Below are 26,164 nucleotides of genomic sequence, written 5' to 3' on the forward strand. Positions count from 1 at the left end.
CGGAAATTAAGGGGTCGGGCCGGGCCAGTCACGTCCTCGTGTTATGCGGGAAAAGGGCCCTCTCCCGTGCAGGAACGGATGCCTCAGTGCTGCCGTTGTGATAGGCTTCAGTCTACCGGGCAACCTGGAGAGCTGATTGAACGGCGTCATCCCCGACCCGTCAGACCCGAACCGCGATGGCGACGCTCTGTCGCGGCTGAAGCTGGCGCAGGCCCTCGACCGGGCTGTTTATGCCATCGCGTGGGAGCGTGCCTGGCCGAATCTGGCGCGGCTTCTGACCGTCGTCGGCCTGTTCCTGGTGGTGTCCTGGGCCGGTCTGTGGCTGGCGGTGCCGTTCATCGCTCGCGCCATCGGTCTCGTCATTTTCGCCGGCATTGCGCTTGCCGCCTTGTTCCCTCTGCTTCGCTTTCGCTGGCCGAGCCGCGAGGAAGCTCTGAGCCGGCTCGATCGCGGCTCCGGCATCCGCCACCGTCCGGCGACCACGCTCACCGACACGTTGACCTCGCAGGACCCGGTTGCCAGGGCGCTGTGGCAGGCCCAGCGCGAGCGCACGCTGGCCTCGCTCAAGCGCATCCGCGCCGGCCTGCCGCACCCGCGGCTCGCGCTGCACGATCCCTGGGCCCTGCGCGCCCTCGTCATGGTGATGCTGGTTGCGACCTTCTTCGCCGCCGGCGACGAACGCGCGCTGCGGCTCGGGGCCGCCTTCAACTGGAACGGCGTGCTGGCCCCGGCCAATATTCGCGTCGACGCCTGGGTGACGCCGCCGCTCTACACCGGCAAGCCGCCGATCATCCTGTCGGCCGCCAACAAGGAGGCGGCGGCGCTGCCTGCCAGCGGTCCGCTCGCCGTTCCCGCCGGCTCGACCCTGATCGTGCGCTCCTCCGGCGGCAATCTCGACGTCGCGGTCTCCGGCGGCCTCAAGGAGGTCGCGCCCACGGAAGCCGCGCCCAAGGGCACCAACGAGAAGCATTTCACCATCACAGCCGACGGCACGGCGCAAGTCCGAGCGCCCTCCGGCCAGCCGCAATGGGCGTTCGCGGCAACGCCAGACCGTACGCCGACGATCGCGCTCGCCAAGGATCCCGAGCGCCAGGCGCGCGGTGCGCTCCAGCTCTCCTACAAGATCGAGGACGATTACGGCGTCACCGGCGCGGAGGCGCAGATTGCGCTGCGTCCCGTCGACGCCAAGGACAATCCCAAGGATAACATGAAGGGCAGCGATGCCGAGGCCAAGGGCCCGGCGCGGCCGCTATTCCAGCCACCGAAATTCCCACTCGTTCTGCCAAACGCGCGCACCCGTAACGGTGTCGGCCAGACGGTCAAGGACGTCAGCGAGGATCCCTATGCCGGCGCCGACGTCACGCTGACGCTGACCGCCAAGGACGAGGCCGGCAACGAGGCGAAAAGCGAGCCCTTCAGCATGCGGCTGCCCGAGCGCCTCTTCACGAACTCGCTCGCGCGGGCGCTGATCGAGCAGCGCCGCATCCTCGCGCTCGATGCCAACAGGAATTCCGAGGTCTACACCGCGCTCGACGCTCTGATGATCGCGCCCGAATTGTTCACGCCGGATGCGGGCTGCTATCTCGGCCTTCGCAGCCTCGCATCCCAGCTCGAGGCGGCCCGCACCGACGATGCGCTTCGCGAGGTGGTGGCGAGCATGTGGGCATTCGCGGTCACCATCGAGGACGACGGCGTCGCCGGCAGCGTCAACGCGGCGCTGCGCGCGGCGCAGGACGCGCTCAAGGCGGCGCTCGACCGCGGCGCCAGCGAGGACGAGATCAGGGTGCTGACGCAAAAGCTCCGCGAGGCCATGGCCGGCAAGGTGCGCGACCTCGCCCGGCGCGCCGAGCAAAATCCGCTCGGACCCCGGCAGCCGTTCCCGGCGGAGGTCCAGCTCATCCTCGACAAGGCCGTCGAGCTGCGACAGAAGACCCAGCATGCGACGCCCGAGCAGCTTGCGGAGCTGGCGCAGCAGCAGGATGCGTTGCGTCAGCAGCTTCAGGCCTATCGGCAGTCGGCGAACAGCCGCGCCAAGGCGGGCAACGAGGGGGCCAACCAGTTTACGCGGGACCGGAAATGCGGAAACTAGCGCGCCTGCCAGTCTTGAGGGCGATCTCGATCGCCTGCCTCGCCTTCCTGCTCGGAGGCTTGTCGCCTGCGGTCGCCCAGCAGGATCAGGATCCCGACGCGTTGCTCGACAGCGCGGAAAAGGCGATGCAGGACTCCGGCGACAGCCTCCGGCAGAAGGAGTCCGGCAAGAGCCTGAACAACCAATCCGACGCCATCCAGAAGCTCGAAGAATACAAGCGCGCGACCGAGCGAAGCCAATCGTCCAATCGCGATCGCTCCGTCATCACGCAACGTGATCTGGACGACCTGCTCCGGCAGATCGAGAAAGCGGCGCGCGAAGGCAATCGCGAAGCGGCGCAGCGCATGCTCGAGCAGCTGGCGCAGATCATGGAAAACCTCCAGATGGCGCAGCGCGGGCAATCCGGCGAAAGCGAGATGGAGCAGGCGCTCAACGAGCTGAGCGACATGATCCGCAAGCAGCAGCAATTGCGCGACAAGACGTTCAAGCAGGGCCAGGACTCCCGGCGCGACCGTTCGCGCGGCAAGCAGCAGGGCGACCAGTCGATGTCGGACCTGCAGCAGGATCAGGAGGCGCTGCGTGAGCGCCTGAAGAAGCTGCAGGACCAGCTCGCCAAGCGCGGCCTCGCGCAGAAGGGACAAAAGGGTCAGAAGCAGCAAGGGCAGAAAGGCCAGCAGGGCGAGCAAGGTCAGTCCGGCGATCAGGACGGCGACCAGGGCGACGACGACGGCAGTCTCGATGACGCCGACGGTGCCATGGGCGATGCCGGCTCGAAGCTTGGCGAGGGCAATGCTGACGGCGCGACGGATGCGCAAGGCAAGGCGCTCGATGCCTTGCGCAAGGGCGCGCAGAAGATGGCCGAGGCGATGCAGCAGGGCGATGGCGAGGGGCAGGGCGACGGTCCCGGCAATCGCGCCGGCCGTCAGCAGAGCGGCGGCAATCAGACCGATCCGCTCGGCCGCCCGCTTCACGGCCGCGATCTCAGCGACGACTACACCGTCAAGATCCCCGGCGAGATCGACGCCCAGCGCGTCCGCCGCATCCTCGAAGAGCTCCGCCGCCGTCTCGGCGATCCCTCGCGTCCGCAGCTCGAGCTCGACTATATCGAGCGCCTGCTGAAGGATTTTTGAGACGGACTCACCTCTGGCTCATTGTCATCGCCCGGCTTGGCCGGGCGATCCAGTATCCCAGAGGCCTGCATTGAAGAGCTCGCTCTCACCGCATCCGTCACGGCGTATTGGATGCCCCGGTCAAGCCGGGGCATGACAGCAAAGTGTCGGGCGGCAGCTTCGTGTCACCCCTTCTTCGCCGCCAGAGCATCCGCAACGGCGGTGCGGATGTCGGCGACCGAGAAAGGCTTGGTCACGACGTCATGCACCAGTGCGTTAAGGTTGGAGGCCCGCTCGCGCTGATCGGCAAAGCCGGTCATCAGCAGGATGGTCAAGTCGGGGAAGTCGCGCGCGGCGGAGAGGGCCAGCGCGATGCCGTCCATCACGGGCATCTGGATGTCGGTGAGCAGGAGATCGAATGCGCCGTCCTCGCGGGTCAGGATCTCAAGCGCCTCGGCGCCGTCCTGCGCGGTGACGGTCTCGTGGCCGTCCATGGCGATCGCGCGCGCCACCAGCGTGCGCGTCGAATCCTCGTCATCGGCAATCAGGATCTTCGGCATGAGACGAACCTTGCGACCAACTCCCGCGAACCTGGGCGGGGCCGATTATACGCTGCCGCCGGCGATGTCGCGCCGGTTGAAGAAGCGAACGTCGATATTGCGGCCCTCCGGGGGTGGTGAGGCCAGGCGCGAGCGGAAGAAGGCGCGCTCGCCGGGCCGCAGCACGGTCTGCTCCAGCACCGTGTTCCAGGCGTAGATCTCGGCGCCCTGGGCGTCGCGCACGGCGAAGCGCAGGCGGGGGATGTCGAGCGCTTTCTTGCCTTCGCCGACGATCACGCCCTCGATCACCAGCACCTGCTTACCGTCTACGGTCTCGCTGGACAGCTTGACGTCCTTGAAGGCCAGCCCTCTCAGATTCACCTCGAGCCCGACCGTCTTGTAGAACGCCGCCGTCTGCGGCAGCAACCGCACCATGTCGCCGCGCCAGATCACCAGCGCCAGCACCAGCGCGCCCATGGCAGCGCAGGCGGTCGGGAGGCCGAAATGAGATTTTCGCTGCGGAGCGGGGGCGACCGGCCGGCTGACCCGCGCGCCGCGGCGGCGGAACAGGCCGCTGAACCAGGACTGGTGCTGCGCGCCGGCGATCTCCTCCTCGGCGGCCCGGGCCGCCGCGGACCACTCGTCCTCGATCTCCTTGGTCTCCTCCGCTGGCCAGTCGCTGGCGATCGAGGGGCTGTCGACGACCGGGGTGTCGGCGGTGCCGTCGTCCTTGGCATAGGAGTTCCACTGCTCGGCGAGGTCGGACTGGTCCTCGGCCTGGCTGGCTGCGGCCATGGCCGGGATCGAGGCCTCCTCGATCGCGTCCTCGGCATGGGCGACCCAGGTCTCCTTGCAACGGGAGCAGCGTACCGTCCGGCCGTTCGCCCCCAGGCTCGCAAGCTTGATCGCGTAGGATGTCGTACAATGGGGGCAGACGATATGCATGGACGAGCCTTGATGCATGAGCGAGGACTTGGACGGGAACTTGGACCAGACTTGACGATGCCGCGGTCGCGGACGACCGGGCGGCCCTTATGCTACCGGGCGAGCGTTAACGAACCGGAAACCATAACGGTCGCAAAAACCGTCAATCGTCTACGGCGGGGCACAGCCGTGCAGCCCGCGCCCCCTCTCGAACGGAGCTGAGCTTGGTTCGGTTCGAAAATGTCGGATTGCGTTACGGTCTGGGGCCGGAGATTCTGCGCGACCTCAGCTTTCAGATTCCGGCGCATTCCTTTCAGTTTTTGACCGGCCCCTCCGGCGCCGGCAAGACGTCGCTGCTGCGCCTGTTGTTCTTGTCGCATCGGCCGACGCGGGGCCTCGTCAACCTGTTCGGACACGACATCTCACGACTCGGCAAGGACGAGATCGCCGATCTGCGCAAGCGCATCGGCATCGTGCTCCAGGATTTCCGGCTGCTCGACCACATGACGACCTATGAGAACGTCGCGCTGCCGTTCCGCGTCATGGGCCGCAGCGAGTCGAGCTATCGCAAGGAGGTCATCGATCTCTTGCGCTGGGTCGGCCTTGGCGACCGCATGGACGCGTTGCCGCCGATCCTGTCCGGCGGCGAGAAGCAGCGCGCGGCGATCGCGCGCGCCGTGATCTCGCGCCCGCAGCTGCTGCTCGCGGACGAGCCGACCGGCAGCGTCGATCCGACGCTCGGCCGCCGCCTGCTGCGGCTCTTCATCGAGCTCAACAAATCGGGCACGGCCGTCATCATCGCAACCCACGACATCGGGCTGATGGACCAGTACGAAGCGCGGCGCCTCGTACTGCATCAGGGACGGCTGCACGTCTATGAGTAGGACCGACGAGCGCGGCGTGCTGGTTGATCTCGGGCAGGAGCGTCCGCAGCTTCCGGCCAAGGCCCGCAACATGTCGCCGATCGTGCCACGCGCCTCGATTCACGGCCGCGCGTTGGTCGCCGTCGTCGCCATCATGACCTTCCTGGCGTCGATGACCACAGGCACGGTGCTGTTGGTCAGCGCCTCCGCCGCGGAATGGCAGTCGGACGTCGCGAGCGAGATCACCATCCAGATCCGCCCGCAGGCGGGGCGCGATCTCGAGCGCGACACCGCAGCGGTGACGGAAGCCATGCGCACGCAAGCCGGCATCGTCGAGGTCAAGCCGTTCACCAAGGACGAGAGCGGCAAGCTGCTCGAGCCCTGGCTCGGCACCGGACTGTCGATGGACGATCTGCCGGTGCCGCGCATGATCATCGCCCGCGTGCAGCCGGGCACGCTGCTCGATCTCGGTGTCCTGCGCGCGCGCGTCACCCAGGTGGCGCCGAGCGCGAGCGTCGACGATCATCGTGCCTGGATCGAGCGCATGCGCTCAATGACCAACGCCACCGTCCTCGCCGGGCTCGGCATTCTCGCGCTGGTCATCATCGCCACCATCATCTCGGTCTCGTTTGCGACCCGTGGCGCCATGGCGGCGAACCGCCCGATCGTCGAGGTCCTGCATTTCGTCGGTGCCGGGGACCGTTACATCGCCAATCATTTCCTGCGCCACTTCCTTCGCCTGGGCCTCGAGGGCGGTGTGATCGGCGGCGGCGCGGCCATGCTGCTGTTCGGCTTCTCGGAGTCGATCGCAGGCTGGTTTTCCGGCACCCCCGTGGGCGACCAGTTCGCAGCGCTGCTCGGCACCTTCTCGCTCCGGCCATCCGGCTACATCGTGCTCGCCGCGCAGGCGGTGCTGATCGGCGCCATCACCGCGGTGGCCTCCCGCCAGACGCTGTTCGCGACGTTAAATGACGTCGATTAACTCCGTTAAACCAGACTCCACTTCGCCTCAAAACCTCTTAAAATCACCGCAGGGAAGGGATCACCGACATCGCATGACCTCGCCGACCGACGATCGATCACCGAAACTGCCGCGCGGCTGGCTGCGTGCGACAATCGTGTCGACGATCGCGCTTGCCTTCGTCGGCGCGGCGGCGGGCTTCATCGCGTTCCTGTCGCAATTGCGTGGCGCGGAGTTGGTGCCGGACCGCAGGGCGGACGGCATCGTGGTGCTCACCGGCGGTTCCTCGCGAGTTTCTGACGCAATGGAGCTGCTCGCTGCCGGTTACGGTCGCAGGCTTCTGATCTCGGGGGTGCATCCGACCTCGACCGCGAGCGACATCTCCCGGACCCTGCCGGAGAACCAGTCCTTCATGACTTGTTGCGTCGACCTCGACCGCACCGCGCTCTCGACCCGCGGCAATGCCGCGGAGGCGCGGCGCTGGGCCGACGGGCGGCGGTTCAAATCCCTGATCGTGGTCACATCGAACTATCACATGCCGCGCGCGCTGGTGGAATTCTCCCATGCGATGCCGCAGGCGACGCTGATCCCGTTCGCGGTGGTCGGCGAGAAATGGCGTGAGGAGCCGTGGTGGACTTCGCCGTCGACGTTGCGGCTGCTGTTGTCTGAATATGTCAAGTACGTCGCAGCTGAGCTCAGGGTCCGGCTGGAGAATTTCGGGATTGACCTTTCGCCCGAGATATTGGAGCAGCCTGCAGGCGTGCAGCCGAAGCGCCCCAACACTGCACAGGCTAATTGATCGGCAACCTGGTCGGCAAATTAATCGGCAAATCAATCGGATCGTCGATGTTCCTGATTTTCCTGCGCTCGCTCGTGTTCAACGTGCTGTTCTACGCCGTGCTGGTGTGCCTCGCGATCGTGGCGCTGCCGACTTTCGCATTGCCGCCGCGCGCGATGCTGACGGTCGCGCAATGGTGGGCGAAGGCGACGCTGGTCCTGATGCGCCTCGTCTGCAACATCAAGGTGGAGTTTCGCGGTGTCGAGAAGATCCCGCAAGGACCCTTGTTGATCGTGGCCAAGCACCAGTCGTTCTGGGAGACGTTCGTGCTGCCGGGCTTCTTCGATCGTCCGATCTTCATCCTCAAGCGTCAGCTGATGCAGATTCCGGTGTTCGGTCAATTCCTGGTCAAGACCGGGATGATCGCGATCGACCGCAATGCCGGCGTGAAGGCGCTGCTCGACATGACACGACGGGCGCGCGAGGCGGTGCGCAGCGGGAAGCAGCTCGTGATCTTTCCGGAAGGCACGCGCCGCGCGCCGGGCGCGCCGCCCGATTACAAGACCGGCTTTGCCCAAATCTATTCGTCCTGCGGCGTGCAATGCCTTCCGGTCGCGCTCAACTCCGGCCTGTTCTGGCCGCGCCGCACCTTCATGCGCTATCCCGGTACCCTGGTGGTGGAATTCCTCGATCCGCTTCCGGCCGGTCTGCCGAAGGACGAGTTTCTCGCGCGCGTGCAGACGGCGATCGAGGACACGACCGCTCGTCTCGTCGAAGCGGGCCGGAAAGAGCAAGAGCAGCTGATCGGATCGGCGCCGAGCTATGCGCCGGCGGACGGTTAGCGGCTTTCGCGATCGTCGGTCGGGGCCGGTGTGTGCAGGGAATGCGCATCACCATGCAACATCGCTGCGAGCTGGTGCAGCTGCGTGTCGCGAAAGCCTTCGGCCTCGATCGCCTTCACCGTCGCTGTCACGTAATCGCGATTGGCGCCGGACTGGCCATGTCCCTGGAGGACATGGCGGTGCTGTTCGGCGAGCGACAGCCGGCCGGCATATTGCACATGGCCGCGGTCGACGACATAGGCGAGCGCGGCGACGCGCTGCCGTGCATCGTTCTCCAGCCACACCGAGCGCATCACCTCGCGATAGACCGAGGTGACCTGCTCGCGCGCCCGCAAATAAGCGACGACATCGGCACGGTCCTTCTCGGCGACGCGAAAGGCGATGCCGCGGCAGGCGCCGCCGCGGTCGAGCCCGAGCACCAGGCCCGGCTTCTCCGGCGTGCCGCGGTGCACGAAGGAATAGACGCAGAGCGCGCGGTGCTCGCCGACCAGCCGCGCCGGGACACGTTCTTCGAATTCGAAACCCGGCCGCCACATCAGCGAGCCGTAGCCGAACACCCAGAGGTCGCCCTTGGCTGTGGTGACGGAGGGGAGGGTGATTTCCGACATTTCGGGCACGGCTACCAGAATGAGGCCCCCAAGCGAAGCGCTTTCTGCGCCTTTCGTCGCAGGCCGGCCTCGCTTACATTTGCCTGAATCTGGGGTCAAAGGGTCGCCGCATGTCCAATATGACCGTTGCCACAGGCCGCCGCCGCTCTCGTTGGGGCCTATTCATCGCTCCGATTTTCGTCCTTGTCCTCGCGGTGGCCTGGACCTGCTTCTGGTTCTATGCCGCCTCGCAGGCCGAAATCGCCGCAGACGCCTGGCGGGCGCAGGAGGCCAAGGCGGGCCGCATCTATGACTGCGCCAAGCGCTCGATCGCCGGCTTCCCGTTCCGCTTCGAGGTGCAGTGCTCGGGCGCCAGTGTCGCCCTGGTCTCGCAAAACGCGAGCAAGACGCCGTTCACGGCGAAGCTCGACAACATCCTGGTCGTCGCCCAGGTCTATGACCCCAAGCTCGTCATCGCCGAGTTCTCCGCGCCGGCGACATTGACCGACGGCGTCACGCAAAACACCTTCGTGGTGAATTGGAGCAAGGGCCGCAGCAGCGTCGTCGGCCTGCCGGCGGTGCCGGACCGTGCCTCCCTCGTGTTCGACGATCCCAGCCTCAACCGTCTCGACGGCAGCGTGCAGGTGCCGCTCGCGCGCGCCAAGCAGGTCGAGCTGCACGGCCGTCTCGCGGACGGATCGAAGTCCGATCATCCTGTCATCGAGACCGTGCTCCATGTCGCGCAGGGCAGCATCCAGGGTGTGCATCCGCTGCTCGCCGAGCCGTTCGAGGCGGACACGCGCGCGAAGATCACGGGCCTCAAAGACCTCACGCCAAAACCCTGGCCGCAGCGCTTCCGCGAGATCCAGGCCGCCGGCGGCCAAATCGAGATCGTGCAGTCACGCATCCAGCAGGGCGAGATGATCGCGGTTGCGGCCGGCACGCTCGGCCTTTCGCCCAACGGCCGGCTCGACGGCGAATTGCAGATGACGGTCACCGGCCTCGAGCGCGTGATCCCGGCACTCGGCATCGAGAAGATGCTGGAGGAGGGCGTGCCGCAAGCCACGCTCGATCGCCTTGCGCCCGGCGTGAAGTCGCAGGACCTCAACAATCTGTTCGGCGCGCTCGATCGCGCCGTTCCCGGCCTCGGCAAGGTCATCAAGCAGAATGCCAATGCCGGCGTTGCCGCCGGCATCAATTCGATCGGCACCGAGAGCATGCTGGAAGGCAAGAAGGCGCGGAGCTTCCCGCTGAAATTCGTCGACGGTGCCGTGCTGCTCGGCCCGGTCAAGGTCGGGCAGATCACGCCGCTGTATTGATCCGCCGTCATTGCGAGCGAAGCGAAGCAATCCAGACTTTCTCCGACGAAACGGCTGGATTGCTTCGTCGCTTCGCTCCTCGCAATGACCGAGGAGAGACGCGTGGTCTAAGGCTTCTTCAGCGCCGCATGCGGTCGGCCGAAATCGGGCGCGGCCGAATCCTGGCCGATCTCGACGATGCCGCGGCGAATGGCGCGGGTGCGGGTGAAGTGGTCGAACAGCGCCTCGCCGTCGCCGCGGCGGATCGCACGCGTGAGCTTCGCGAGATCCTCGGTGAAGGTCCCGAGCATCTCCAGCACCGCTTCCTTGTTGGCGAGGAAGACGTCCCGCCACATCGTCGGATCGGAGGCCGCGATGCGGGTGAAGTCGCGAAAGCCGCCGGCGGAGAATTTGATCACCTCGGATTCGGTCACCTGGGCCAGCTCGTCGGCGGTGCCGACGATGGTGTAGGCGATCAGATGCGGCAGATGGCTGGTGATGGCGAGCACGAGATCATGATGATCCGGCGTCATCACCTCGACCTTGGCGCCCATCGCCGCCCAGAAGGCGCGCAGGTGCTCAGTGGCCGCCGCGTCGGTGCCATCGGGCGGGGTGAGGATGCACCAGCGGTTGATGAACAGCTCGGCAAAGCCCGAATCCGGGCCCGAGTGCTCGGTGCCGGCGACCGGATGCGCCGGCACGAAATGAACGCCTTGCGGCAGATGCGGGGCCATGTCCCTGACCACCGCGCCCTTCACCGAGCCGACATCGGAGACGATCGCCCCCGGCTTGAGATGAGCAGCGATCTCCTGTGCAACGGGCCCGCAGGCGCCGACGGGAATGCAGAGGATGACGAGATCGGCGTCCTTCACGGCCTCCGCGTTGGTCGCCACCACCTCATCGACGATGCCGAGTTCGGCGACGCGGGCGCGCGTCTTCTCCGAGCGCGCGGTGGTGACGATCGTGCCTGCCAGCCCCTGGAGCTTCGCGGCGCGCGCGATCGAACCGCCGATCAGGCCGAAGCCGATCAGCGCCACGCGCTGGAAATGCGCCTGCGTGCTCATTTGCCGGCCATGAAGTCGCGCAAGCCCTCGACAACGAGGCGGTTCGCCTCCTCGGTACCGATGGTCATGCGCAGCGCATGCGGCAGGCCGTAATTCTTCAGCGCGCGCAGCACCAAGCCCCGCTTAGTCAGGTAGGCGTCGGCCGCGTCCGCGGTCTTGCCCTCGGTCGGGAAATGGATCAGCACGAAATTGGCGACGCTCGGGGTCACCTTCAGGTCGAGCTTGCCGATCTCCTCGGTCAGCCAGTTGCGCCAGGTTTCGGTGAACTGCTTCGACATCGCCTGGTGCGCGGTGTCCTCGATCGCGGCGACCGCGGCGTACATCGCCGGCGTCGACACGTTGAAGGGGCCGCGGATGCGGTTGACGGCGTCGATGATGTGCTCGGGCCCGAACATCCAGCCGATGCGCAGTGCGGCAAGTCCGTGGATCTTGGAGAAGGTGTGCGTCACCACGGTATTCTCGGTGGTGGCGACGAGCTCGATCCCCATTTCGTAGTCGTTGCGCGAGACATAGTCGCAATAGGCGGCGTCCAGCACCAGCAGCACGTGCGACGGCAGTCCGGCGCGCAGCCGCTTGACCTCGTCGAACGGCACATAGGTGCCGGTCGGATTGTTGGGGTTGGCGAGCCAGACCAGCTTTGTCTTCGGCGTCACGGCGTTAAGGATAGCGTCGACGTCGCAGGTGAGGTTTTTCTCCTGCGCGATGACGTTCTTGGCGCCCACGGCCATGGTCGCGATCGGGTAGACCAGGAAGCCGTGGGTGGTGGAGATCGCCTCGTCGCCCTGGCCGAGATAGGTGTGGGCGAGCAGATTGAGGATCTCGTCGGAGCCGGCGCCGCAAATGATGCGGTTGGGATCGAGCCCGAAGGAGCGGCCGATCGCCTCGCGCAGCACCCGCGAGGTACCTTCCGGATAGTCTTCCAGATGATCGGCGACGCGCTTGAACGCCTCGATCGCCTTCGGCGAAGGCCCGAACGGCGTCTCGTTGGCCGAGAGCTTGAACACCTTGCGGCCCGGCTCCGGCACCGGGCTCTTGCCGGGCGTATAGGGTGCAATATCGAGAATGCCGGGATTCGGCACGGGGCGGGACATCTTCAACTCCGGATAGGCTGGGCGGCTCGCGACTTACGATTTCGCCCCGGTCGGGGGCACCGTATAGCGCGTTGCGTGGCTGCCGACGAGGGCCGTGGAGCGCACCGAGGCCCCCGCCTCGATCAGGGCAGCCCTGATTTTGTCGATGCTGGTCGCATGCGTGACCGAGACCAGCAGGGCCGCGCCGTCGAAGGCGGTGTCGGGCACCGCCACGATCTCGGCCAGCGGCGACAGGGCGCGCGCGACCTCGGCGTTCCAGCCCGACACGCGCACGCTGAAGGTCTCGACCTCGGTCACCAGGGCGCTGTCGGCGACGCGCGAGATCGCGAACACCGGCAGCGCGGCCGGATGGTCGGCGCGCTCGACGAAAGGCATCCGCGCGATGATTTTCGGCGCGCCGTCCGCTTCCAGCTCCAGCCACCACGGCGTGCGGCTCGACGTCGCCGAGACCAGTGCCAGGTCGCCCTTGGATTTCGCCACCGCTTCGACCGCAGCCTGCGCGCTGAAATGTGCGACGTAAGGCACCGTGAAGCCGAAATGGAAGCGCGCGGAATCGCGCATCGCAGGCTCGCTCACCGAGATGTCGGCATGCACGGAGAACGGCGCCTGGACATAGGTGAAGGTCGAGATGATGACGCGCCAGATGCTCTCGACCGTGTCGAGCGGCAGGATGCCGCGATGGCGCTGCACGATCTCGCGCATCATCGAAGCCTCGCGCGCGGGGCGGAACGCCGAGCCGACCTCCTGGGTCTGCTTCACCTGGATCAGGCGGTCGATGATGTCGCCGCGCTGCATCAGGAGGCGATGCATGCCCTCGTCGATCGCATCGATCTCCTTGCGCAATTCCTGAAGCGACGGTGGCGCGGGCGGGCGTTGGGACATATCTGACGGGTGCTGTTGAAAGGCGTTCCAATGCGGATTGGCCAGTGCCGTCACCGCTGCGGTCGATGTCCTGATTAGGCAGTCAGCGCGGCGAAAGCAAAGAGAAATGCAAAGGGAAATTAGGCCCTTTCGGCCCGCAGGCTGGAGGCAAATCCGGTTGATCCCGGTCGCGACTTGACGAAAACCGCCTCAGCCAGTAGATTTTGCCTGTTCCGTGGTCATTTGAGCCGGCCGGCTTGCAGCCACGTTAAAAAACTCGCTAAACAGGCCGGGGACGCTTCCGATCCCGGCCGAACCTATCGTTCAGGCCGGGTTTTTCATGGCCTGATGTCACTGCGGTCTGAAGTCCGATCGCACATGAGGTCGATGGTCAGATGGGCAGCGTCAAGTCGATTCCGAGTCCCGCGATCAGCACCGATGATCGGTCGCATGAAGTGGATCATCCGAGCTCGGAGGTCGCGCATTTTGGCGACGATCAACCGTTGCGGCTCGATTGCGGCGTGGATCTCTCGCCGTTCCAGATCGCCTATCAGACCTATGGCGAGCTGAACGCCGATCGCTCCAATGCCATTCTGGTCTGCCATGCGCTGACCGGTGATCAGCATGTCGCCAATGTCCATCCCGTCACCGGCAAGCCCGGCTGGTGGGAGACGCTGGTCGGCCCCGGCCGCCCCATCGATCCCAAGCACTACTTCATCATCTGCTCCAACGTGATCGGCGGCTGCATGGGCTCGACCGGTCCGGCCTCGATCAATCCTGCCACCGGCAAGGTGTGGGGCCTGGATTTCCCCGTCATCACTATCCCCGACATGGTGCGCGCGCAGGCGATGCTGATCGACCGACTCGGCATTGACACGCTGTTCGCGGTTGTCGGTGGCTCGATGGGCGGCATGCAGGTGCTGCAATGGACGGCAGCCTATCCGCAGCGCGTGTACTCTGCGCTGGCGATTGCCTGCTCGACGCGGCACTCGGCGCAGAACATCGCCTTCCACGAACTAGGCCGCCAGGCCGTGATGGCCGACCCCGACTGGCACAATGGCGGCTATGCCGACCGCGGCATCCATCCGCATCGCGGCCTCGCGGTGGCGCGCATGGCCGCGCACATCACCTATCTCTCCGACGCCGCGCTGCACCGAAAATTCGGGCGCCGCATGCAGGATCGCGAGCTGCCGACCTTCTCGTTCGATGCAGATTTCCAGGTCGAGTCCTATCTGCGCTACCAGGGTTCGTCCTTCGTCGAGCGTTTCGATGCCAACTCCTATCTCTATCTGACGCGCGCGATGGACTATTTCGACATCGCCGCCGACCATGGTGGGGTGCTCGCCAAGGCGTTCGCCGGCATCAAGACGCGCTTCTGCGTGGTCTCCTTCACCAGCGACTGGCTGTTTCCGACCTCGGAATCCCGCGCGCTGGTGCATGCCCTGAACGCGTCGAGCGCGCGGGTGTCGTTCGCCGAGATCGAGACCGATCGCGGCCATGACGCCTTCCTCCTTGATGTGCCCGAATTCTTCGACATCTCCCGCGCCTTCCTGCAATCGGCAGGCAAGGCCCGCGGACTGAAGGGTAGCTAAGATGTCCGTGCAGGAAGTGTTGCCGCTGGACGGCGTTGCGACCAGGCAGTCCGGTGATTATCGCGCCGATCATCGTCTGGTGGCCGACATGGTCAAGCCGGGCTCGAAAGTGCTCGACGTCGGCTGCGGCGAGGGCGATCTGCTCCAGCTGCTGGAGATGCGCGGCATCGACGGCCGCGGCATCGAGCTGTCGCGCGAGGGCGTCAACCGCTGCGTCGCCAAGGGGCTCGCCGTGGTGCAGGGCGATGCCGACACCGACCTCGTCAATTATCCCGACGATGCGTTCGACTATGTGATCCTGTCGCAGACGCTGCAGGCGACGCGGCAGCCGCGTGTGGTGCTGGAGAACCTCCTGCGCATCGGCCGCCGCGCCATCGTGTCGTTCCCGAATTTCGGCTTCTGGAAGATGCGGCTCCAGCTCCTGATCGGCGGCCACATGCCGCGCACGGAGAATTTGCCGGCGACCTGGTACGACACCGCCAACATCCATTTCTGCACCATCAAGGATTTCGTCGAGCTCTGCGACGAGATCAACGTCAAGATGGAGCGCGCGGTGGCGCTCGATCTCTACGGCCGCCCGGTGCCGCTCAATCTGCCCTGGTGGGTGTGGAACATGTTCGGCGAGCAGGGCGTGTTTTTGCTGAGCCGGGGCGGAGGGAAATAGTCTCTCCGTCATTCCGGGGCGATGCGAAGCATCGAGCCCGGCATCCATAAGCACGATCGTGAGTATGGATACCGGGCCTGCGCCTTCGGCGCGTGCCGGAATGCGCTCGTTCTAGTGCGCCGCCAGCGACCGCGGATCGCGCGCCGGCCATCGTCCGGCCTCGACCAGCGTGACGAACCGCTCCACGCTCGCGTTGAACAGCGCGGGCTCTTCGAGATTGAGCACGTGGCCCGATTTCGGAAACATCGCGAGTCCGGCCGCCGGCAGATGCTTCTTCAGGAACAGGCTCGGTCCGACGCACGGATCGTCCTCGTCGCCGCAGATGATCAGGGCCGGCGTCGCAGCGCCCTTGATCGCATCCGTCATCGTGTAGATCGAAGGACGGCCGCCCTGGAAGCCGCGCATCGTGCGCGCCGAACCGTTGGCGTCATGACGCGCAAGGGCGGCGTAGAAGTCGGCGTGGCCGCGCGGGTCCTTCACCAGGAAGGGAATCCGGCTCGGCGCCTCGCGCGTGACCTTGGCGACCTCGGCGGAGCCCAGCGTCTCGAACTGCTCGGCATTAGCGCGGCACTGCTGGCGCCAGGCATCGAGATTCTCGAGCTCCGAGCCCGAGCCGACGCCCGCCAGCGTCATCGACAGCGCGCGCTGCGGCGCGTTGAGCCCGATCTGGAGCGATGAGTAGGCGCCCATCGACAGTCCGACGAGATGCGCGCGCTCGATCTTGAGATGATCGAGCACCGCAAGCGCATCGGTATAGAAGTGTTCGTAGGTGTAGACCTCGCCGTCGGGCACGTCCGATGGCGTGTAGCCGCGCGCGGAATAAGTGATGCAGCGGTGGCCGCGCGAGAAGTAGCGCATCTGCGGCTCCCAATTGGTGTAGTCGGCCGCGAACTCGTGCAGAAAAATGATCGGCGATCCCTGGCCCGCCTCCTCGAAATAGATGCGGACGTCGTCCCTGGTCGTGGCGTGGGGCATTAACTGTTTCCCTCTCTTCAAGCCGCCTTTCGAGGATTGCAGTTAACGCTGTTGTCCGCAATGCGGCAGCATCACATCAGCACCGGCGCAAAATCATCGCAGCCATTCGCCGACGCGTGGCGTCTTTTTCTCGCCACATCGGGCGGCTTAACGGCCAGACGGAGGTCGGCCACCGCACGAGTGGCTGGAAATTGGGGGTGTCAACGAAGGATGAAGAATGTTGGAGTTGTTTGCGTCTCGCCTGTCGCGTTGTTTTATCGCGCTGGCGATCTTCTTCGCGGCGGTCGCCGTATTCGTTTCTCCGGCCTCAGCGCGGCCGCATCATCGTCATAGCGCAGAGCGGCACGGTTACGTGCATCACGCCAGACATCATCACAGCCGTCACTACCGCCACCATGCCCGCAGCTCGCGCTTCGAGCGGAGCGTGGCGCAATTGCAGGCGAACGGATTCGGTAACACCTTCGCGAGCTATGATCCGAACGCCAATGGCGGCATGGCCAACAACGGAATGGCCAACAGCGCCGCAAGCAGCGGCAGCTTCGGTGGTGGATCGGGCCTCGTGTCCGAGGCGCGGCGCTATCTCGGCGGCAATCCGACCGGGCGCGGCCGCCTGTGGTGCGCGCGCTTCATGAACATGGTGCTGCAGCACACCGGCCATCAGGGCACAGGCTCCGACATGGCGAGTTCTTTCGCGCGGTACGGCACCCGTGTCTCCGGTCCGCAGGTCGGCGCCATTGCGGTGATGTCGCGCGGCGGCCGAGGCGGCCATGTCGGCATCATCACCGGCATCGATGCCAAGGGGAATCCGATCATGATCTCCGGCAACAGCGGCAATCGCGTCCGCGAAGCCCCTGTCTCGCGCGGCCGGATCTATGCGTATGTGATGCCGAATTGAGGAAGGGACGGTGCCGTAGGGTGGGCAAAGGCGCGCAAGCGCCGTGCCCACCGGCGGTGCGTCAACGTTCGCGAACCGAATTGGTGGGCACGCTTCGCTTTGCCCACCCTGCGGCAGCGGTGCTAGCTCACACCAGTTTCGGCTGCTCCACCGCCACTGCGTCTCCGACACCGATCTCGCCACCTTCGATCACCTCGGCATAGATGCCGCAGTCCATATGGCCGAGATGGCGCGAGAGCGTCGGCGGGATCTCGAGATCGCGCTTGGCGGTGACGGGGTCGACATTGGTGGCCGGGCAGCGGACGATGCGCTTGACCACTTTCAGGCGGGCCTCACCGATCGCGAGCGTCTGGTCGACGAGGTCGAGCTCCGACCACGCCGGCCAGCCCTTGACGTAGAGATTGGCCCGGAAGCGCAGGGGATGTACCGCCGTGCCGCCCAGCATGGCCTCGATGGCACGGACGCTGTCGAGATTGATGATGGACACGACCTTGCGGGCGACGTCGGAAAAGCTGTGGTTGCGGCCGGACAGCACTTTTGGCGGGCCCTTCAGCTCCGGCTGAAAGTTCTCGCTGAAATAGCGCTCGATGGCGGCGCGCCCCTCCGCGGTCTCGAGATCGCCGCTGGCGACGATCTGGCCGTCCTTGCGGATGGTCAGGCGGCTCGTCGCATCGTCGAACCGGCTGTCGAGCGACGCCAGCCGCTCATTGCGCGCCAGCATCAGAAACTGGATTTTCGGCTTCCAGCTAGGCGCTTCGGGATCGAAGCCGCTCGGCCCGTTCTCGATGGCGTAGCGGCGGTCGGCGGGCAGGGTCTCTCCCCGCCGCAAGGTCACGTGAGGCAGCGCCTCGGGCGTCAGGCCCTTGATCGGGTAGCGATAGAGGCCGGTGATCTCGGCGGTATGGCTGGCTGTCATGCCGCTACTTAGGGGATTCGGCGGGCCGGCGCCAAGCGGGCGGATCAGCGCACGAAATTGTGAACTCGCCTCTACCGATCCGAGGGCACGCTTCCCACATCTGGGTCAGGCCGGCGCCAGCGCCGGCTGATAAGCGACCGCTTGCTGTGTTGAGGAACGTCAACGCATCAGGCGGAAAACCCAATGAAGATGCCGTTCGGGGTGCCTTAGAGGGCCCCGAGGGCAGGCCGAGGGACAGAAACGATGAATATCGAGAAGTACACCGAACGCTCCAGGGGCTTCATCCAGTCCGCGCAGTCGCTTGCGATGCGCGAGGGGCACCAGCAATTCTCCACCCTGCACGTCCTGAAAGTGCTGCTGGACGACAATGAAGGGCTCGCTGCCGGTCTGATCGACCGTGCCGGCGGCAATTCCCGGGCAATTCTCAAGGCGACCGAGGACGCCCTCGGCAAGGTGCCGAAGGTCTCAGGCGGCGGCGCCGGTCAGATCTATCTGGCGCCCGAGCTCGCCCGCACCTTCGACGCGGCCGAAAAGGCCGGCGAGAAGGCCGGCGACAGTTTCGTCACCGTCGAGCGGCTGCTGCTCGGCCTGACGCTGGAGAAGACCAGCGAGGCCGGCACCATCCTCAACAAGGGCGGTGTCACTCCACAAAACCTCAACGCGGCGATCGAGGCGCTCCGCAAGGGCCGCACCGCGGATTCTGCGACCGCCGAGAACGCGTATGACGCGCTGAAGAAATATGCCCGCGACCTGACCCAGGCGGCGCGTGACGGCAAGCTCGATCCGGTCATCGGCCGCGACGAGGAGATCCGCCGCACGATTCAAGTGCTGTCGCGACGGACCAAGAACAATCCCGTGCTGATCGGCGAGCCCGGCGTCGGCAAGACCGCGATCGCGGAAGGCCTCGCGCTGCGCATCGTCAACGGCGACGTGCCCGAGAGTCTGAAGGACAAGAAGCTGCTGTCGCTCGACCTGGGCGCACTGATCGCAGGCGCGAAATATCGCGGCGAGTTCGAGGAGCGGCTGAAGGCCGTGCTCCAGGAAGTGACCGGGAGCGAGGGCACCTTCATCCTGTTCATCGACGAGATGCACACGCTGATCGGTGCCGGCAAGGGCGACGGCGCGATGGACGCCTCCAACCTGCTCAAGCCGGCGCTTGCCCGCGGCGAGCTGCACTGCATCGGCGCGACCACGCTCGACGAGTATCAAAAGCACGTCGAGAAGGACGCCGCGCTGGCGCGGCGCTTCCAGCCGATCTTCGTCAGCGAGCCCTCGGTCGAGGACACCATCTCGATCCTGCGCGGGCTGAAGGACAAGTATGAGCAGCACCATGGCGTGCGGATCACCGATTCCGCGCTGGTGGCGGCGACGACCCTGTCCAACCGCTACATCACCGACCGCTTCCTGCCGGACAAGGCGATCGACCTCATGGACGAGGCCGCGGCGCGGCTGAAGATGCAGGTCGATTCCAAGCCGGAGGAGCTGGACTCGCTCGATCGCGAGATCATCCGGCTCAAGATCGAGCAGGAGGCGCTCAAGAAGGAAAGCGATGTCGGCTCCAAGTCCCGGCTCCAGACCCTGGAGAAGGACCTGGCCGATCTCGAGGAGAAGTCTGCTGCCCTGACGGCGCGCTGGAGCGCGGAGAAGAACAAGCTCTCCGACGCCCAGAAGCTGAAGGCGGAACTCGACGGTCTTCGTGTGGAGCTCGCCAACGCGCAGCGGCGCGGCGAATTCCAAAAGGCCGGCGAGCTCGCCTATGGCAGCATCCCGCAGCTCGAGAAGCAGCTTGGCGAGATCGAGGCCAAGGAAAACTCCGGCGAGATGATGGAGGAGGCGGTGACCGCCAACCACATCGCGCAGGTGGTCTCGCGCTGGACCGGCGTGCCCGTCGACAAGATGCTGGAAGGCGAGAAGGAGAAGCTCCTGAAGATGGAGGAGCAGCTCAGCAAGCGTGTCGTCGGCCAGGCCGAGGCCGTGCGTGCGGTCGCGACCGCCGTGCGCCGCTCGCGCGCGGGCTTGCAGGACCCGAACCGGCCGACCGGCTCGTTCATGTTCTTAGGGCCGACCGGCGTCGGCAAGACCGAGCTGACGAAAGCCCTGGCGGAGTACCTGTTCAACGACGAGACCGCGATGGTCCGCCTCGACATGTCCGAATACATGGAGAAGCACTCGGTCTCGCGGCTGATCGGCGCGCCTCCCGGCTATGTCGGCTATGACGAGGGCGGTGCGCTGACCGAAGCGGTGCGGCGCCGGCCTTACCAGGTGGTGCTGTTCGACGAGATCGAGAAGGCGCATCCCGACGTTTTCAACGTCCTGTTGCAGGTGCTCGACGACGGCCGCCTCACCGACGGCCAGGGCCGCACCGTCGATTTTCGCAACACGCTGATCATCATGACCTCGAACCTTGGTTCGGAGTATCTGGTGAATCAGCCGGAGGGCGAGGACACCTCGGCCGTGCGCGAGCAGGTGATGGGCATGGTGCGGGCGCACTTCCGCCCCGAATTCCTCAACCGCGTCGACGAGATCATCCTGTTCCACCGCCTGCAGCGGAGTGAGATGGGCCGGATCGTCGAGATCCAGTTCGCGCGGCTGCAGAAGCTGCTCACCGATCGCAAGATCGTGCTGACGCTCGATGCCGCCGGACGCGACTGGCTCGCCGCCAAGGGCTGGGACCCTGCCTATGGCGCAAGGCCGCTGAAGCGCGTGATCCAGCGCTATCTCCAGGACCCGCTCGCCGAGATGATCCTCGGCGGCGACGTCAGGGACGGCGACAATGTCGCGATCTCGTCCGAAGGCAACGTGCTGACCTTCAACGGCAAGGCACCGCAAACCGCGGAGATCGCCCAGTTCGAGTCGCCGGTGGCGAAGCGAAAGCTGAATTGAGCTCCGCCAAACGACACTGAACCTGTCCAAACCTCCCCGCGATGCGGGGAGGTTTTTTATACCGTGATTGCGAGCAAGCTGCTTCGGGAAGGCGCGAGCCGGTGTCACGCTATATGCACGATCAATAGCACAACCAGTGGCTGCGTCGGTAGGTCGCACGTAAGGGAAGTGTGGTACAAATAGAACACGTTCTGCGCTTTCTCTTCGAGCGTGTATGAATCCACTTGAACAATTCTGTTAACGCTCGCCACAATCCCTCAGATTTAAAGAGACTGTGGTGACGCACGGCCTTCGCCAGAATATTGTTCACGCTAGGTCGTCGCTCGTAGTGACAGAGTCGCTCGCCATAGTCTGAAAGATATTGTGGGAGCGTGCGATGCGTGCGGGTGTCGTTGCGGGCTGTATTGCGTTGGCATTGTCGTTGGGCGGCTGTGACACGCTTGATTGGCGCTATACCAACGAGGGCATCGGAACTGAGCTCTATGCCCCGGGAGTCGTAAATCAGGCGCGCCTTCAGGAAGTGTATATTGGGTATATATGCCAACAGGCAGGCCTTTCATACGAGGAGAGGGGTGCCATCCTCTTTTGTCTTGAGCCTCCTGTCACAAGAAATTGGCAGACCTTCGTTCAGGAAGGCATGAATGACATTGATCGCCGATGTGACGCGTATCTCACGTGGCTCGACAACAAGCGCCGTTGGGTTGGGCCAATTCATCAGCAAATTCTGGACACCGAAGCGGCAACTCTGTTGATCCTCGGCGCCACGGCCGCTGATCCTACCAAGGCCATTGCCGTTGTAGGGGCTGCATTTGGTCTTGCCTCCCATGCGTTTACAAATTTCAACAATCGTTTCATTTTTGAGGTCGAGAAATCGACAGTGCAATCGGTTGTGCTCACACGGCAGCAAAAGTATCGCGAAACGCTTCCAGTAATCATTGATAACCGCCCCGCGGCAATCTACGCGTTGCGTCAATATCTGCGTCTGTGCATGCCGATGACAATCGAGACGCAGATCAATACGACAGTAAAGCTGTTTGAAAGAGGCGGAACGGTTGCCCTTGGGCAGGCCGCGGCTCACCCGATGATCGATGCCCGCACGGTCAGTACGGCGGCGCGCCGAGGCATCCCCACGCACACATCGAGTTTTGGTCCGGATGCTGTTACGGCAATCTTGAGCAATTGGCTCACTCCCAATGGAGTTCGTAACGAAGATCACTTCAAGTTGCTTCAGGCGTTTCTCGATAAAGAGCAGCCGGGCCTTCGACCTTTTACTTTTCTAGACGGAGGAAAATTCGCTGCCCTCCGGCTGAAGTTCGCTCGTCAGCAGAAGCTCGTTCCTAGCAGTTGAATTTTTTATTGGAGGATCCATGGCGCCAAATATTAACAGGCTCACTGATATCCCCGAGGATAAGATCGTCGAGGAGATACAGAGGGCTAAGCTCTTCGATGAGCCCGATATCATCACGGTGTTTCGCGATGGCCGAGGCAATTTCACGCTCGACTCAACCGTCATCGTCGTCACTAGCCCGACAGGACTCTCTGCCACCCCGATCACAAAAGTCGGCAAAATGTCGGAATTCGGTGGTCCGACAGACGAAGGTGTCAGGCCAGATGAGAACCTTGCTCTTTTTTTCAACAATCCAGTTGATGCGGATGCAAATCCGGATATTTTTTTGGCGGCGCAACCAGCCGGCACAACCGGGCTGGCAAGGCGACTGGATCCTGCTGCCAATTATTTAGCTTGCCGATGGGACTATGCCGTTACGCCAAAGGATTATCTGAGGGGGATCAAAGTCAAGGTTACCAACCCCGCGAACATGCGATCGGTGGATGCGCGACCGGTGGATTTCGGGCCTGCAGAATTCACAGACCGAGTCGCAGATCTTTCGCCCGGCTTAGCCCGTGCTCTAGGCCTACAGACCAATGACACATGTCGCGTGGATATTCCGCCTCCTCAGACCGGGGTCGCCGTCGGAGTCAAACTCAAGCAGATCGACGAGGGCATATTCCCGCGGGACATGATCCGACAACTCGTCGTAATGACGACGTCCAACCGATCGACTTATTGGGTGATCAATCAGTTGGGCACGGTGGAGGGCGGTCAGACCCTCTTACGAAAAGTCGGAACTAATCCGGCAGAAATCCTCTTGAGCGATACGACCGTCCTTCCGGTAAGGGCGAGCGATCAGGTTTCAGAAGCTGTCGCGGCCGAACTCAACGTAGCAGTCGTTCAGGGTGAGCCGGGAGCGTCGGCGCCGGCCGATCCTGCACCCGGTCCTGGCGCCGATATCAGCGCAAGGGTTTTCGCCAAGGCTCAAGCGTTTGTAAACCGTAGCACGAGAGACGTTCCCGGCACGGACCATGGAAATCTCGCATGCGCGTGGGCAGTGAACGAAGTCGTGCGACTTGCGCTAGGCAGGCCAGTTAGTGCTGACAGCCACGGGAATAACGGCCTTGGCACCCGAGAGCTGTTCTCGGTTTTGAAATCCCGTCACACTCAGATAAGTGATCCGAAGCCGGGCGCCCTGATCATTTCTCCCACGCCTCCGAATGGAAGCGTTCATGGGCATGTCGGCATCGTCGGACAGAATCCCGGCGGCACCGTGGGTAATACCCAGATATTCTCCAACAGCTCGGCCGCCAGGAAGTTTGCTCAGAATCGAACGATCAGCAGTTGGAATGCACGCTATTCAGCGGAGCTGCATTTGCCGGTGCTATTCTTCGAACTGAATGCCAATCAATTTTCCTCAGTTCAGCACACAACTCGAATAGAGGCTCAACCGAGCACTCGCCGCCGCCGCGTGTCTTGAGTGTCTCCGACAGAATTTGGCTCGATAGCCTAAAACCTGCGTGGCACCGGGAAAGGAGGAGCTGTAAATGGCGCGCCCCGTCGGCTCAGGCCTAGCTTGGACGTAGTGGAGGAAATATGAAATCGCAGTTTTTCGCGAATTGTTCAGGCCAAACCATGACAGGGCTGACGAAGCAAATGGCGGGTCCGACTCCTTTCAAGACCAGACGCGTCTGATGCGACAAGAGAATGCAGCGCTGGCCTAGCCGCTGCCGCAGAGGCCAGAGGAGTCGCACCGTTCGTTGTTGAAGACTTAAGATGAGTCGTGCAGATGCCGCAGCCCGGGGCGGCCTTGCGCTGTGGCTCCGCGGTCCTGCGATCTGCCGTCGCGTGGATGCGTGGTTCACTCGGCCGTGGCAGCCGAGCCCGCGGCCGGGCCTTCCTCCTCGTCGTCCTCTTCGAGCTCCGACAAGATGTCCACCAGCTCGCGCACACGTCCCTGCGCCAGCGGCCGGAGATCGTTGATCAACGGCTCGTCATTGGCGAGCCAGGCCTGGGCTTCGGCAAGCTCCTCGACGGTCGCGCCGGTTCCGATGATCTGGGCAATGGTGACGTCGTCGGCCCGGTCCACGGACTTGACGACATCGTCACGTGAGAGGCGCGTCATGGGCGATCCTCCTGCTGGTCGGCTTCCGTCAAGCTCTAACCGGCAGGTCCGCGTGCGAGTTCCGCTGCCCCGGCCTTCCGGCGCATGCTACTTCTTCACTGCCTTGTAGATCGCGTTCTCCACGTCCGACGAGAAGTAGATCACGCCGCTTGCGCCGACCGCCACTCCAGTCGGAACATGCGTCGGCAGGCCGCCCGGTGCGCCCACGAGGCCGATCGGAAGATTAGCCACGATCTCGGTGATCTTGCCGGTGTCCGGCGCGATCTCGATCAGCCGCTTGGTGCCGACTTCCGCCACGACCAGCTTGCCGTCGCCCGTGCGCGCGATGCCTTCGGGCATCTTCAGCTCCTTGGCGACCACGGTCTTTTCGCCGTTGGCATCGATCCGGGACACGGTGCCTGCAAAAGCCTCGGTGACGTAGACCTCGTCAGCCTTGCCGCGAACGAGACCCACAGGTCCTTCGAGGCCACCGATCAGCGTGGTGCGATCCTTGCCGTGCTCACCGCTCACCTTGACCAGCGACTTGGTGCCGAGCTCGGCCACCAGGATGCTGCCGTCCGCGAGCACGACCGCGTCATGCGGTGCCTTGAAGTCGTGCAGCATATCGCGCGTCGCGCCGGTCTTGCTGTCGATCACCTGCACAGTGCCGGTGAACCAGCTCGACAGGATCACGTCGTTGCCCCGCGTCGTCGCACTCATCGGATATTCGAGAGTGACGCCTGCGGCATGCATGCGCGCCTTCTCGGTGACCTCGCCGGTCGCCCCGTCCACGGTGCGATAGGCGAAGACGTCGGCGACGTGGATCGTATCCTTGCCGTTCTCCGAGGTGACGCCGATGCCGCCGGGCAGAGCGAGCTTGCCGATGATGATCTGCTTGGCCTGCCCGGTCGCGGGATCGATCTCCTGGATGCCGTTGTCGGCCATGTTGGAGACGTAGATGCGGTCCTGGCCATCGATCGCGAGATTGTCCAGCGACGGCTTCAATTGCGCGATCATGGTCTTGGCGCCCGATTTGGGATCGACCCTGACGAGCTGGCCGAGCGCGGTGTCGACCACGAAGAGGTTGTGCTTGGAGTCGAAATTCACCGCGGCCGGCACCTTGAAGCCGTCGGCGACGACGGTGAGCTCGGCCTTGTCGACGTCGACCTTTGCGACCTGTCCCTTGAACCAGAGCGGACCGTAGAGCTTGTCGTCGGGGCCGAATTCGAAGCCGAGGCCGCCCATCTTCTCCATGATCTGGCGCGGCGGCTTGACGCCCTCGATGTCGATTTCATAGAGCGCATCGCCGAGGAAGACGGTGGTGGCGTAGAGCCTGCCGTCCTTGCGGAAGGCGAGCGAGTTGATGCCGGGAAGCCCGGAGGCGAGCTTCTTGATCGGGCCATCGCCCTTGCGCGCATAGAGATCGCCGGCGAGGAAGCCGGTCCATGCCATGGTGCCATCAGGCGCGAACGCGATGTCGTCGGCCATTCCGACCGGGGCGGGGACTGCAACCTTGGCGGTACCACCCGCGATGTCGACTTCGTAGAGCGCCGCGCCCGCGACGCTGCCGGCAAACAGACGGCCGGCCTTGTCGACGCCGAGCCCGTGCACGCCATGGAATGCCGAGCCCGGGACCAGCTTGGTGACCTCCCAGGTTTCGGCCGAGACGCTCGTGGTGGAGAAAAGCGCAGCGACGACGGCTGCGCAGGCGAGCCTGTTCTTCATGGCGAGACCTCCTTTTTTTGGAAAGTATTCGCCCGTCATTCCGCTTTGGCAAACGAAACTTGACGTTGTGACGC

General features: G+C 64.5%; 23 protein-coding genes and 1 riboswitch. Of the genes, 13 read left to right on the forward strand and 10 right to left on the reverse strand.

What is annotated here, in order from left to right; genetic code table 11:
* The first annotated feature begins 136 nt into the window (after positions 1-136).
* Positions 137-2,089, forward strand: a complete 1,953-nt coding sequence (locus BCCGELA001_RS04920; RefSeq protein WP_060734750.1) for a TIGR02302 family protein — start codon at positions 137-139, stop codon at positions 2,087-2,089.
* Complete coding sequence (locus BCCGELA001_RS04925) at positions 2,077-3,219, forward strand: DUF4175 family protein (RefSeq protein ID WP_060734751.1); 1,143 nt, start codon at positions 2,077-2,079, stop codon at positions 3,217-3,219. The genes BCCGELA001_RS04920 and BCCGELA001_RS04925 overlap by 13 nt, the downstream gene beginning before the upstream one ends.
* A gap of 164 nt (positions 3,220-3,383) precedes the next feature.
* Here the strand turns inward: BCCGELA001_RS04925 and BCCGELA001_RS04930 are convergent, their stop codons facing one another.
* Both BCCGELA001_RS04930 and BCCGELA001_RS04935 read right to left on the reverse strand, forming a co-directional pair.
* Positions 3,384-3,758, reverse strand: coding sequence for a response regulator (locus BCCGELA001_RS04930; RefSeq protein ID WP_008543374.1), 375 nt, complete (start codon positions 3,756-3,758; stop codon positions 3,384-3,386).
* 45 nt (positions 3,759-3,803) lie between these two features.
* The gene (locus BCCGELA001_RS04935; RefSeq protein WP_008543376.1) at positions 3,804-4,682 is read right to left on the reverse strand and encodes an MJ0042-type zinc finger domain-containing protein; all 879 of its coding nucleotides are present in this window, start codon (positions 4,680-4,682) and stop codon (positions 3,804-3,806) included.
* 203 nt (positions 4,683-4,885) lie between these two features.
* Between BCCGELA001_RS04935 and ftsE the strand changes: the two genes are divergently transcribed.
* From ftsE to BCCGELA001_RS04955, 4 genes are all read left to right on the forward strand, one after another.
* Positions 4,886-5,545: a cell division ATP-binding protein FtsE gene (ftsE, locus tag BCCGELA001_RS04940; protein WP_020508614.1), complete on the forward strand. Its 660-nt coding sequence runs from the start codon at positions 4,886-4,888 to the stop codon at positions 5,543-5,545.
* Entirely contained in the window at positions 5,538-6,506 is a 969-nt protein-coding gene (locus BCCGELA001_RS04945; protein ID WP_060734752.1) for a cell division protein FtsX, read from the forward strand. Before ftsE ends, BCCGELA001_RS04945 begins: the two co-directional genes overlap by 8 nt.
* 73 nt (positions 6,507-6,579) lie before the next feature.
* On the forward strand, positions 6,580-7,284 hold the full coding sequence (locus BCCGELA001_RS04950) for a YdcF family protein (protein WP_008543387.1): 705 nt from the start codon (positions 6,580-6,582) through the stop codon (positions 7,282-7,284).
* A gap of 47 nt (positions 7,285-7,331) precedes the next feature.
* Positions 7,332-8,105, forward strand: a complete 774-nt coding sequence (locus BCCGELA001_RS04955) for a lysophospholipid acyltransferase family protein (RefSeq protein ID WP_060737491.1) — start codon at positions 7,332-7,334, stop codon at positions 8,103-8,105.
* On the opposite strand, the gene BCCGELA001_RS04960 is transcribed toward BCCGELA001_RS04955, so the two are convergent.
* A complete protein-coding gene (locus BCCGELA001_RS04960; protein WP_060734753.1) occupies positions 8,102-8,713 on the reverse strand; it encodes a gamma-glutamylcyclotransferase in 612 nt (203 codons plus the stop codon). The genes BCCGELA001_RS04955 and BCCGELA001_RS04960 overlap by 4 nt on opposite strands.
* A gap of 110 nt (positions 8,714-8,823) precedes the next feature.
* Here BCCGELA001_RS04960 and BCCGELA001_RS04965 point away from each other — a divergent pair, with 110 nt between their 5' ends.
* Entirely contained in the window at positions 8,824-10,011 is a 1,188-nt protein-coding gene (locus BCCGELA001_RS04965) for a DUF2125 domain-containing protein (RefSeq protein WP_008543399.1), read from the forward strand.
* 107 nt (positions 10,012-10,118) lie between these two features.
* On the opposite strand, the gene BCCGELA001_RS04970 is transcribed toward BCCGELA001_RS04965, so the two are convergent.
* The 3 genes from BCCGELA001_RS04970 to BCCGELA001_RS04980 are packed head-to-tail and all read right to left on the reverse strand — an operon-like array spanning position 10,119 to position 13,027.
* Positions 10,119-11,054 carry a prephenate/arogenate dehydrogenase family protein gene (locus tag BCCGELA001_RS04970; RefSeq protein ID WP_060734754.1) on the reverse strand — a complete coding sequence of 312 codons (936 nt, stop codon included), beginning with the start codon at positions 11,052-11,054 and terminating at the stop codon, positions 10,119-10,121.
* Positions 11,051-12,145 carry a histidinol-phosphate transaminase gene (gene hisC, locus BCCGELA001_RS04975; protein ID WP_060737492.1) on the reverse strand — a complete coding sequence of 365 codons (1,095 nt, stop codon included), beginning with the start codon at positions 12,143-12,145 and terminating at the stop codon, positions 11,051-11,053. The genes BCCGELA001_RS04970 and hisC overlap by 4 nt, the downstream gene beginning before the upstream one ends.
* Before the next feature lie 33 nt (positions 12,146-12,178).
* A complete protein-coding gene (locus BCCGELA001_RS04980) occupies positions 12,179-13,027 on the reverse strand; it encodes a chorismate mutase (RefSeq protein WP_060734755.1) in 849 nt (282 codons plus the stop codon).
* 204 nt (positions 13,028-13,231) lie between these two features.
* Positions 13,232-13,311: riboswitch (SAM riboswitch) on the forward strand.
* Between the two features lie 90 nt (positions 13,312-13,401).
* Here BCCGELA001_RS04980 and metX point away from each other — a divergent pair.
* On the forward strand, positions 13,402-14,598 hold the full coding sequence (metX, locus tag BCCGELA001_RS04985; RefSeq protein ID WP_060734756.1) for a homoserine O-acetyltransferase MetX: 1,197 nt from the start codon (positions 13,402-13,404) through the stop codon (positions 14,596-14,598).
* A gap of 1 nt (position 14,599) precedes the next feature.
* Positions 14,600-15,262, forward strand: coding sequence for a methionine biosynthesis protein MetW (gene metW, locus BCCGELA001_RS04990; protein ID WP_008543425.1), 663 nt, complete (start codon positions 14,600-14,602; stop codon positions 15,260-15,262).
* Positions 15,263-15,373: 111 nt separating this feature from the next.
* Here metW and BCCGELA001_RS04995 read toward each other — a convergent pair whose 3' ends face one another.
* Entirely contained in the window at positions 15,374-16,237 is an 864-nt protein-coding gene (locus BCCGELA001_RS04995; RefSeq protein WP_060734757.1) for an alpha/beta fold hydrolase, read from the reverse strand.
* A 217-nt stretch (positions 16,238-16,454) separates the two neighbouring features.
* On the opposite strand from BCCGELA001_RS04995, the gene BCCGELA001_RS05000 reads away from it, so the two are divergent.
* Positions 16,455-17,132, forward strand: coding sequence for a TIGR02594 family protein (locus BCCGELA001_RS05000; RefSeq protein WP_008543428.1), 678 nt, complete (start codon positions 16,455-16,457; stop codon positions 17,130-17,132).
* Positions 17,133-17,259: 127 nt separating this feature from the next.
* On the opposite strand, the gene BCCGELA001_RS05005 is transcribed toward BCCGELA001_RS05000, so the two are convergent.
* Positions 17,260-18,048, reverse strand: a complete 789-nt coding sequence (locus BCCGELA001_RS05005) for an MOSC domain-containing protein (RefSeq protein WP_060734758.1) — start codon at positions 18,046-18,048, stop codon at positions 17,260-17,262.
* A 243-nt stretch (positions 18,049-18,291) separates the two neighbouring features.
* On the opposite strand from BCCGELA001_RS05005, the gene clpB reads away from it, so the two are divergent.
* The 3 genes from clpB to BCCGELA001_RS05020 all read left to right on the forward strand — a co-directional run bounded on the left by clpB (position 18,292) and on the right by BCCGELA001_RS05020 (position 23,741).
* The gene (clpB, locus tag BCCGELA001_RS05010) at positions 18,292-20,931 is read left to right on the forward strand and encodes an ATP-dependent chaperone ClpB (protein WP_060734759.1); all 2,640 of its coding nucleotides are present in this window, start codon (positions 18,292-18,294) and stop codon (positions 20,929-20,931) included.
* Positions 20,932-21,307: 376 nt separating this feature from the next.
* Positions 21,308-22,279 carry a hypothetical protein gene (locus tag BCCGELA001_RS05015; protein WP_008543446.1) on the forward strand — a complete coding sequence of 324 codons (972 nt, stop codon included), beginning with the start codon at positions 21,308-21,310 and terminating at the stop codon, positions 22,277-22,279.
* Between the two features lie 19 nt (positions 22,280-22,298).
* The gene (locus BCCGELA001_RS05020; protein ID WP_008543447.1) at positions 22,299-23,741 is read left to right on the forward strand and encodes a hypothetical protein; all 1,443 of its coding nucleotides are present in this window, start codon (positions 22,299-22,301) and stop codon (positions 23,739-23,741) included.
* A gap of 381 nt (positions 23,742-24,122) precedes the next feature.
* Here BCCGELA001_RS05020 and BCCGELA001_RS05025 read toward each other — a convergent pair whose 3' ends face one another.
* Positions 24,123-24,386 carry a hypothetical protein gene (locus tag BCCGELA001_RS05025; protein WP_008543449.1) on the reverse strand — a complete coding sequence of 88 codons (264 nt, stop codon included), beginning with the start codon at positions 24,384-24,386 and terminating at the stop codon, positions 24,123-24,125.
* A gap of 87 nt (positions 24,387-24,473) precedes the next feature.
* Complete coding sequence (locus BCCGELA001_RS05030) at positions 24,474-26,090, reverse strand: SMP-30/gluconolactonase/LRE family protein (RefSeq protein WP_060737493.1); 1,617 nt, start codon at positions 26,088-26,090, stop codon at positions 24,474-24,476.
* Positions 26,091-26,164 lie beyond the last annotated feature (74 nt).

It is taken from the genome of Bradyrhizobium sp. CCGE-LA001, assembly GCF_000296215.2.
Classification (GTDB): domain Bacteria; phylum Pseudomonadota; class Alphaproteobacteria; order Rhizobiales; family Xanthobacteraceae; genus Bradyrhizobium.

What these genes read in the sequence shown, in the direction of transcription:
- BCCGELA001_RS04925 (WP_060734751.1), top strand. Translation starts at nt 2,077, where the DNA reads ATGCGGAAACTAGCGCGCCTGCCAGTCTTGAGGGCGATCTCGATCGCC.
- BCCGELA001_RS04930 (WP_008543374.1), bottom strand. Translation starts at nt 3,758, where the DNA reads ATGCCGAAGATCCTGATTGCCGATGACGAGGATTCGACGCGCACGCTG.
- BCCGELA001_RS04935 (WP_008543376.1), bottom strand. Translation starts at nt 4,682, where the DNA reads ATGCATATCGTCTGCCCCCATTGTACGACATCCTACGCGATCAAGCTT.
- BCCGELA001_RS04945 (WP_060734752.1), top strand. Translation starts at nt 5,538, where the DNA reads ATGAGTAGGACCGACGAGCGCGGCGTGCTGGTTGATCTCGGGCAGGAG.
- BCCGELA001_RS04950 (WP_008543387.1), top strand. Translation starts at nt 6,580, where the DNA reads ATGACCTCGCCGACCGACGATCGATCACCGAAACTGCCGCGCGGCTGG.
- BCCGELA001_RS04955 (WP_060737491.1), top strand. Translation starts at nt 7,332, where the DNA reads ATGTTCCTGATTTTCCTGCGCTCGCTCGTGTTCAACGTGCTGTTCTAC.
- BCCGELA001_RS04960 (WP_060734753.1), bottom strand. Translation starts at nt 8,713, where the DNA reads ATGTCGGAAATCACCCTCCCCTCCGTCACCACAGCCAAGGGCGACCTC.
- BCCGELA001_RS04965 (WP_008543399.1), top strand. Translation starts at nt 8,824, where the DNA reads ATGTCCAATATGACCGTTGCCACAGGCCGCCGCCGCTCTCGTTGGGGC.
- BCCGELA001_RS04970 (WP_060734754.1), bottom strand. Translation starts at nt 11,054, where the DNA reads ATGAGCACGCAGGCGCATTTCCAGCGCGTGGCGCTGATCGGCTTCGGC.
- hisC (WP_060737492.1), bottom strand. Translation starts at nt 12,145, where the DNA reads ATGTCCCGCCCCGTGCCGAATCCCGGCATTCTCGATATTGCACCCTAT.
- BCCGELA001_RS04980 (WP_060734755.1), bottom strand. Translation starts at nt 13,027, where the DNA reads ATGTCCCAACGCCCGCCCGCGCCACCGTCGCTTCAGGAATTGCGCAAG.
- metX (WP_060734756.1), top strand. Translation starts at nt 13,402, where the DNA reads ATGGGCAGCGTCAAGTCGATTCCGAGTCCCGCGATCAGCACCGATGAT.
- metW (WP_008543425.1), top strand. Translation starts at nt 14,600, where the DNA reads ATGTCCGTGCAGGAAGTGTTGCCGCTGGACGGCGTTGCGACCAGGCAG.
- BCCGELA001_RS04995 (WP_060734757.1), bottom strand. Translation starts at nt 16,237, where the DNA reads ATGCCCCACGCCACGACCAGGGACGACGTCCGCATCTATTTCGAGGAG.
- BCCGELA001_RS05000 (WP_008543428.1), top strand. Translation starts at nt 16,455, where the DNA reads ATGTTGGAGTTGTTTGCGTCTCGCCTGTCGCGTTGTTTTATCGCGCTG.
- BCCGELA001_RS05005 (WP_060734758.1), bottom strand. Translation starts at nt 18,048, where the DNA reads ATGACAGCCAGCCATACCGCCGAGATCACCGGCCTCTATCGCTACCCG.
- clpB (WP_060734759.1), top strand. Translation starts at nt 18,292, where the DNA reads ATGAATATCGAGAAGTACACCGAACGCTCCAGGGGCTTCATCCAGTCC.
- BCCGELA001_RS05015 (WP_008543446.1), top strand. Translation starts at nt 21,308, where the DNA reads ATGCGTGCGGGTGTCGTTGCGGGCTGTATTGCGTTGGCATTGTCGTTG.
- BCCGELA001_RS05020 (WP_008543447.1), top strand. Translation starts at nt 22,299, where the DNA reads ATGGCGCCAAATATTAACAGGCTCACTGATATCCCCGAGGATAAGATC.
- BCCGELA001_RS05025 (WP_008543449.1), bottom strand. Translation starts at nt 24,386, where the DNA reads ATGACGCGCCTCTCACGTGACGATGTCGTCAAGTCCGTGGACCGGGCC.
- BCCGELA001_RS05030 (WP_060737493.1), bottom strand. Translation starts at nt 26,090, where the DNA reads ATGAAGAACAGGCTCGCCTGCGCAGCCGTCGTCGCTGCGCTTTTCTCC.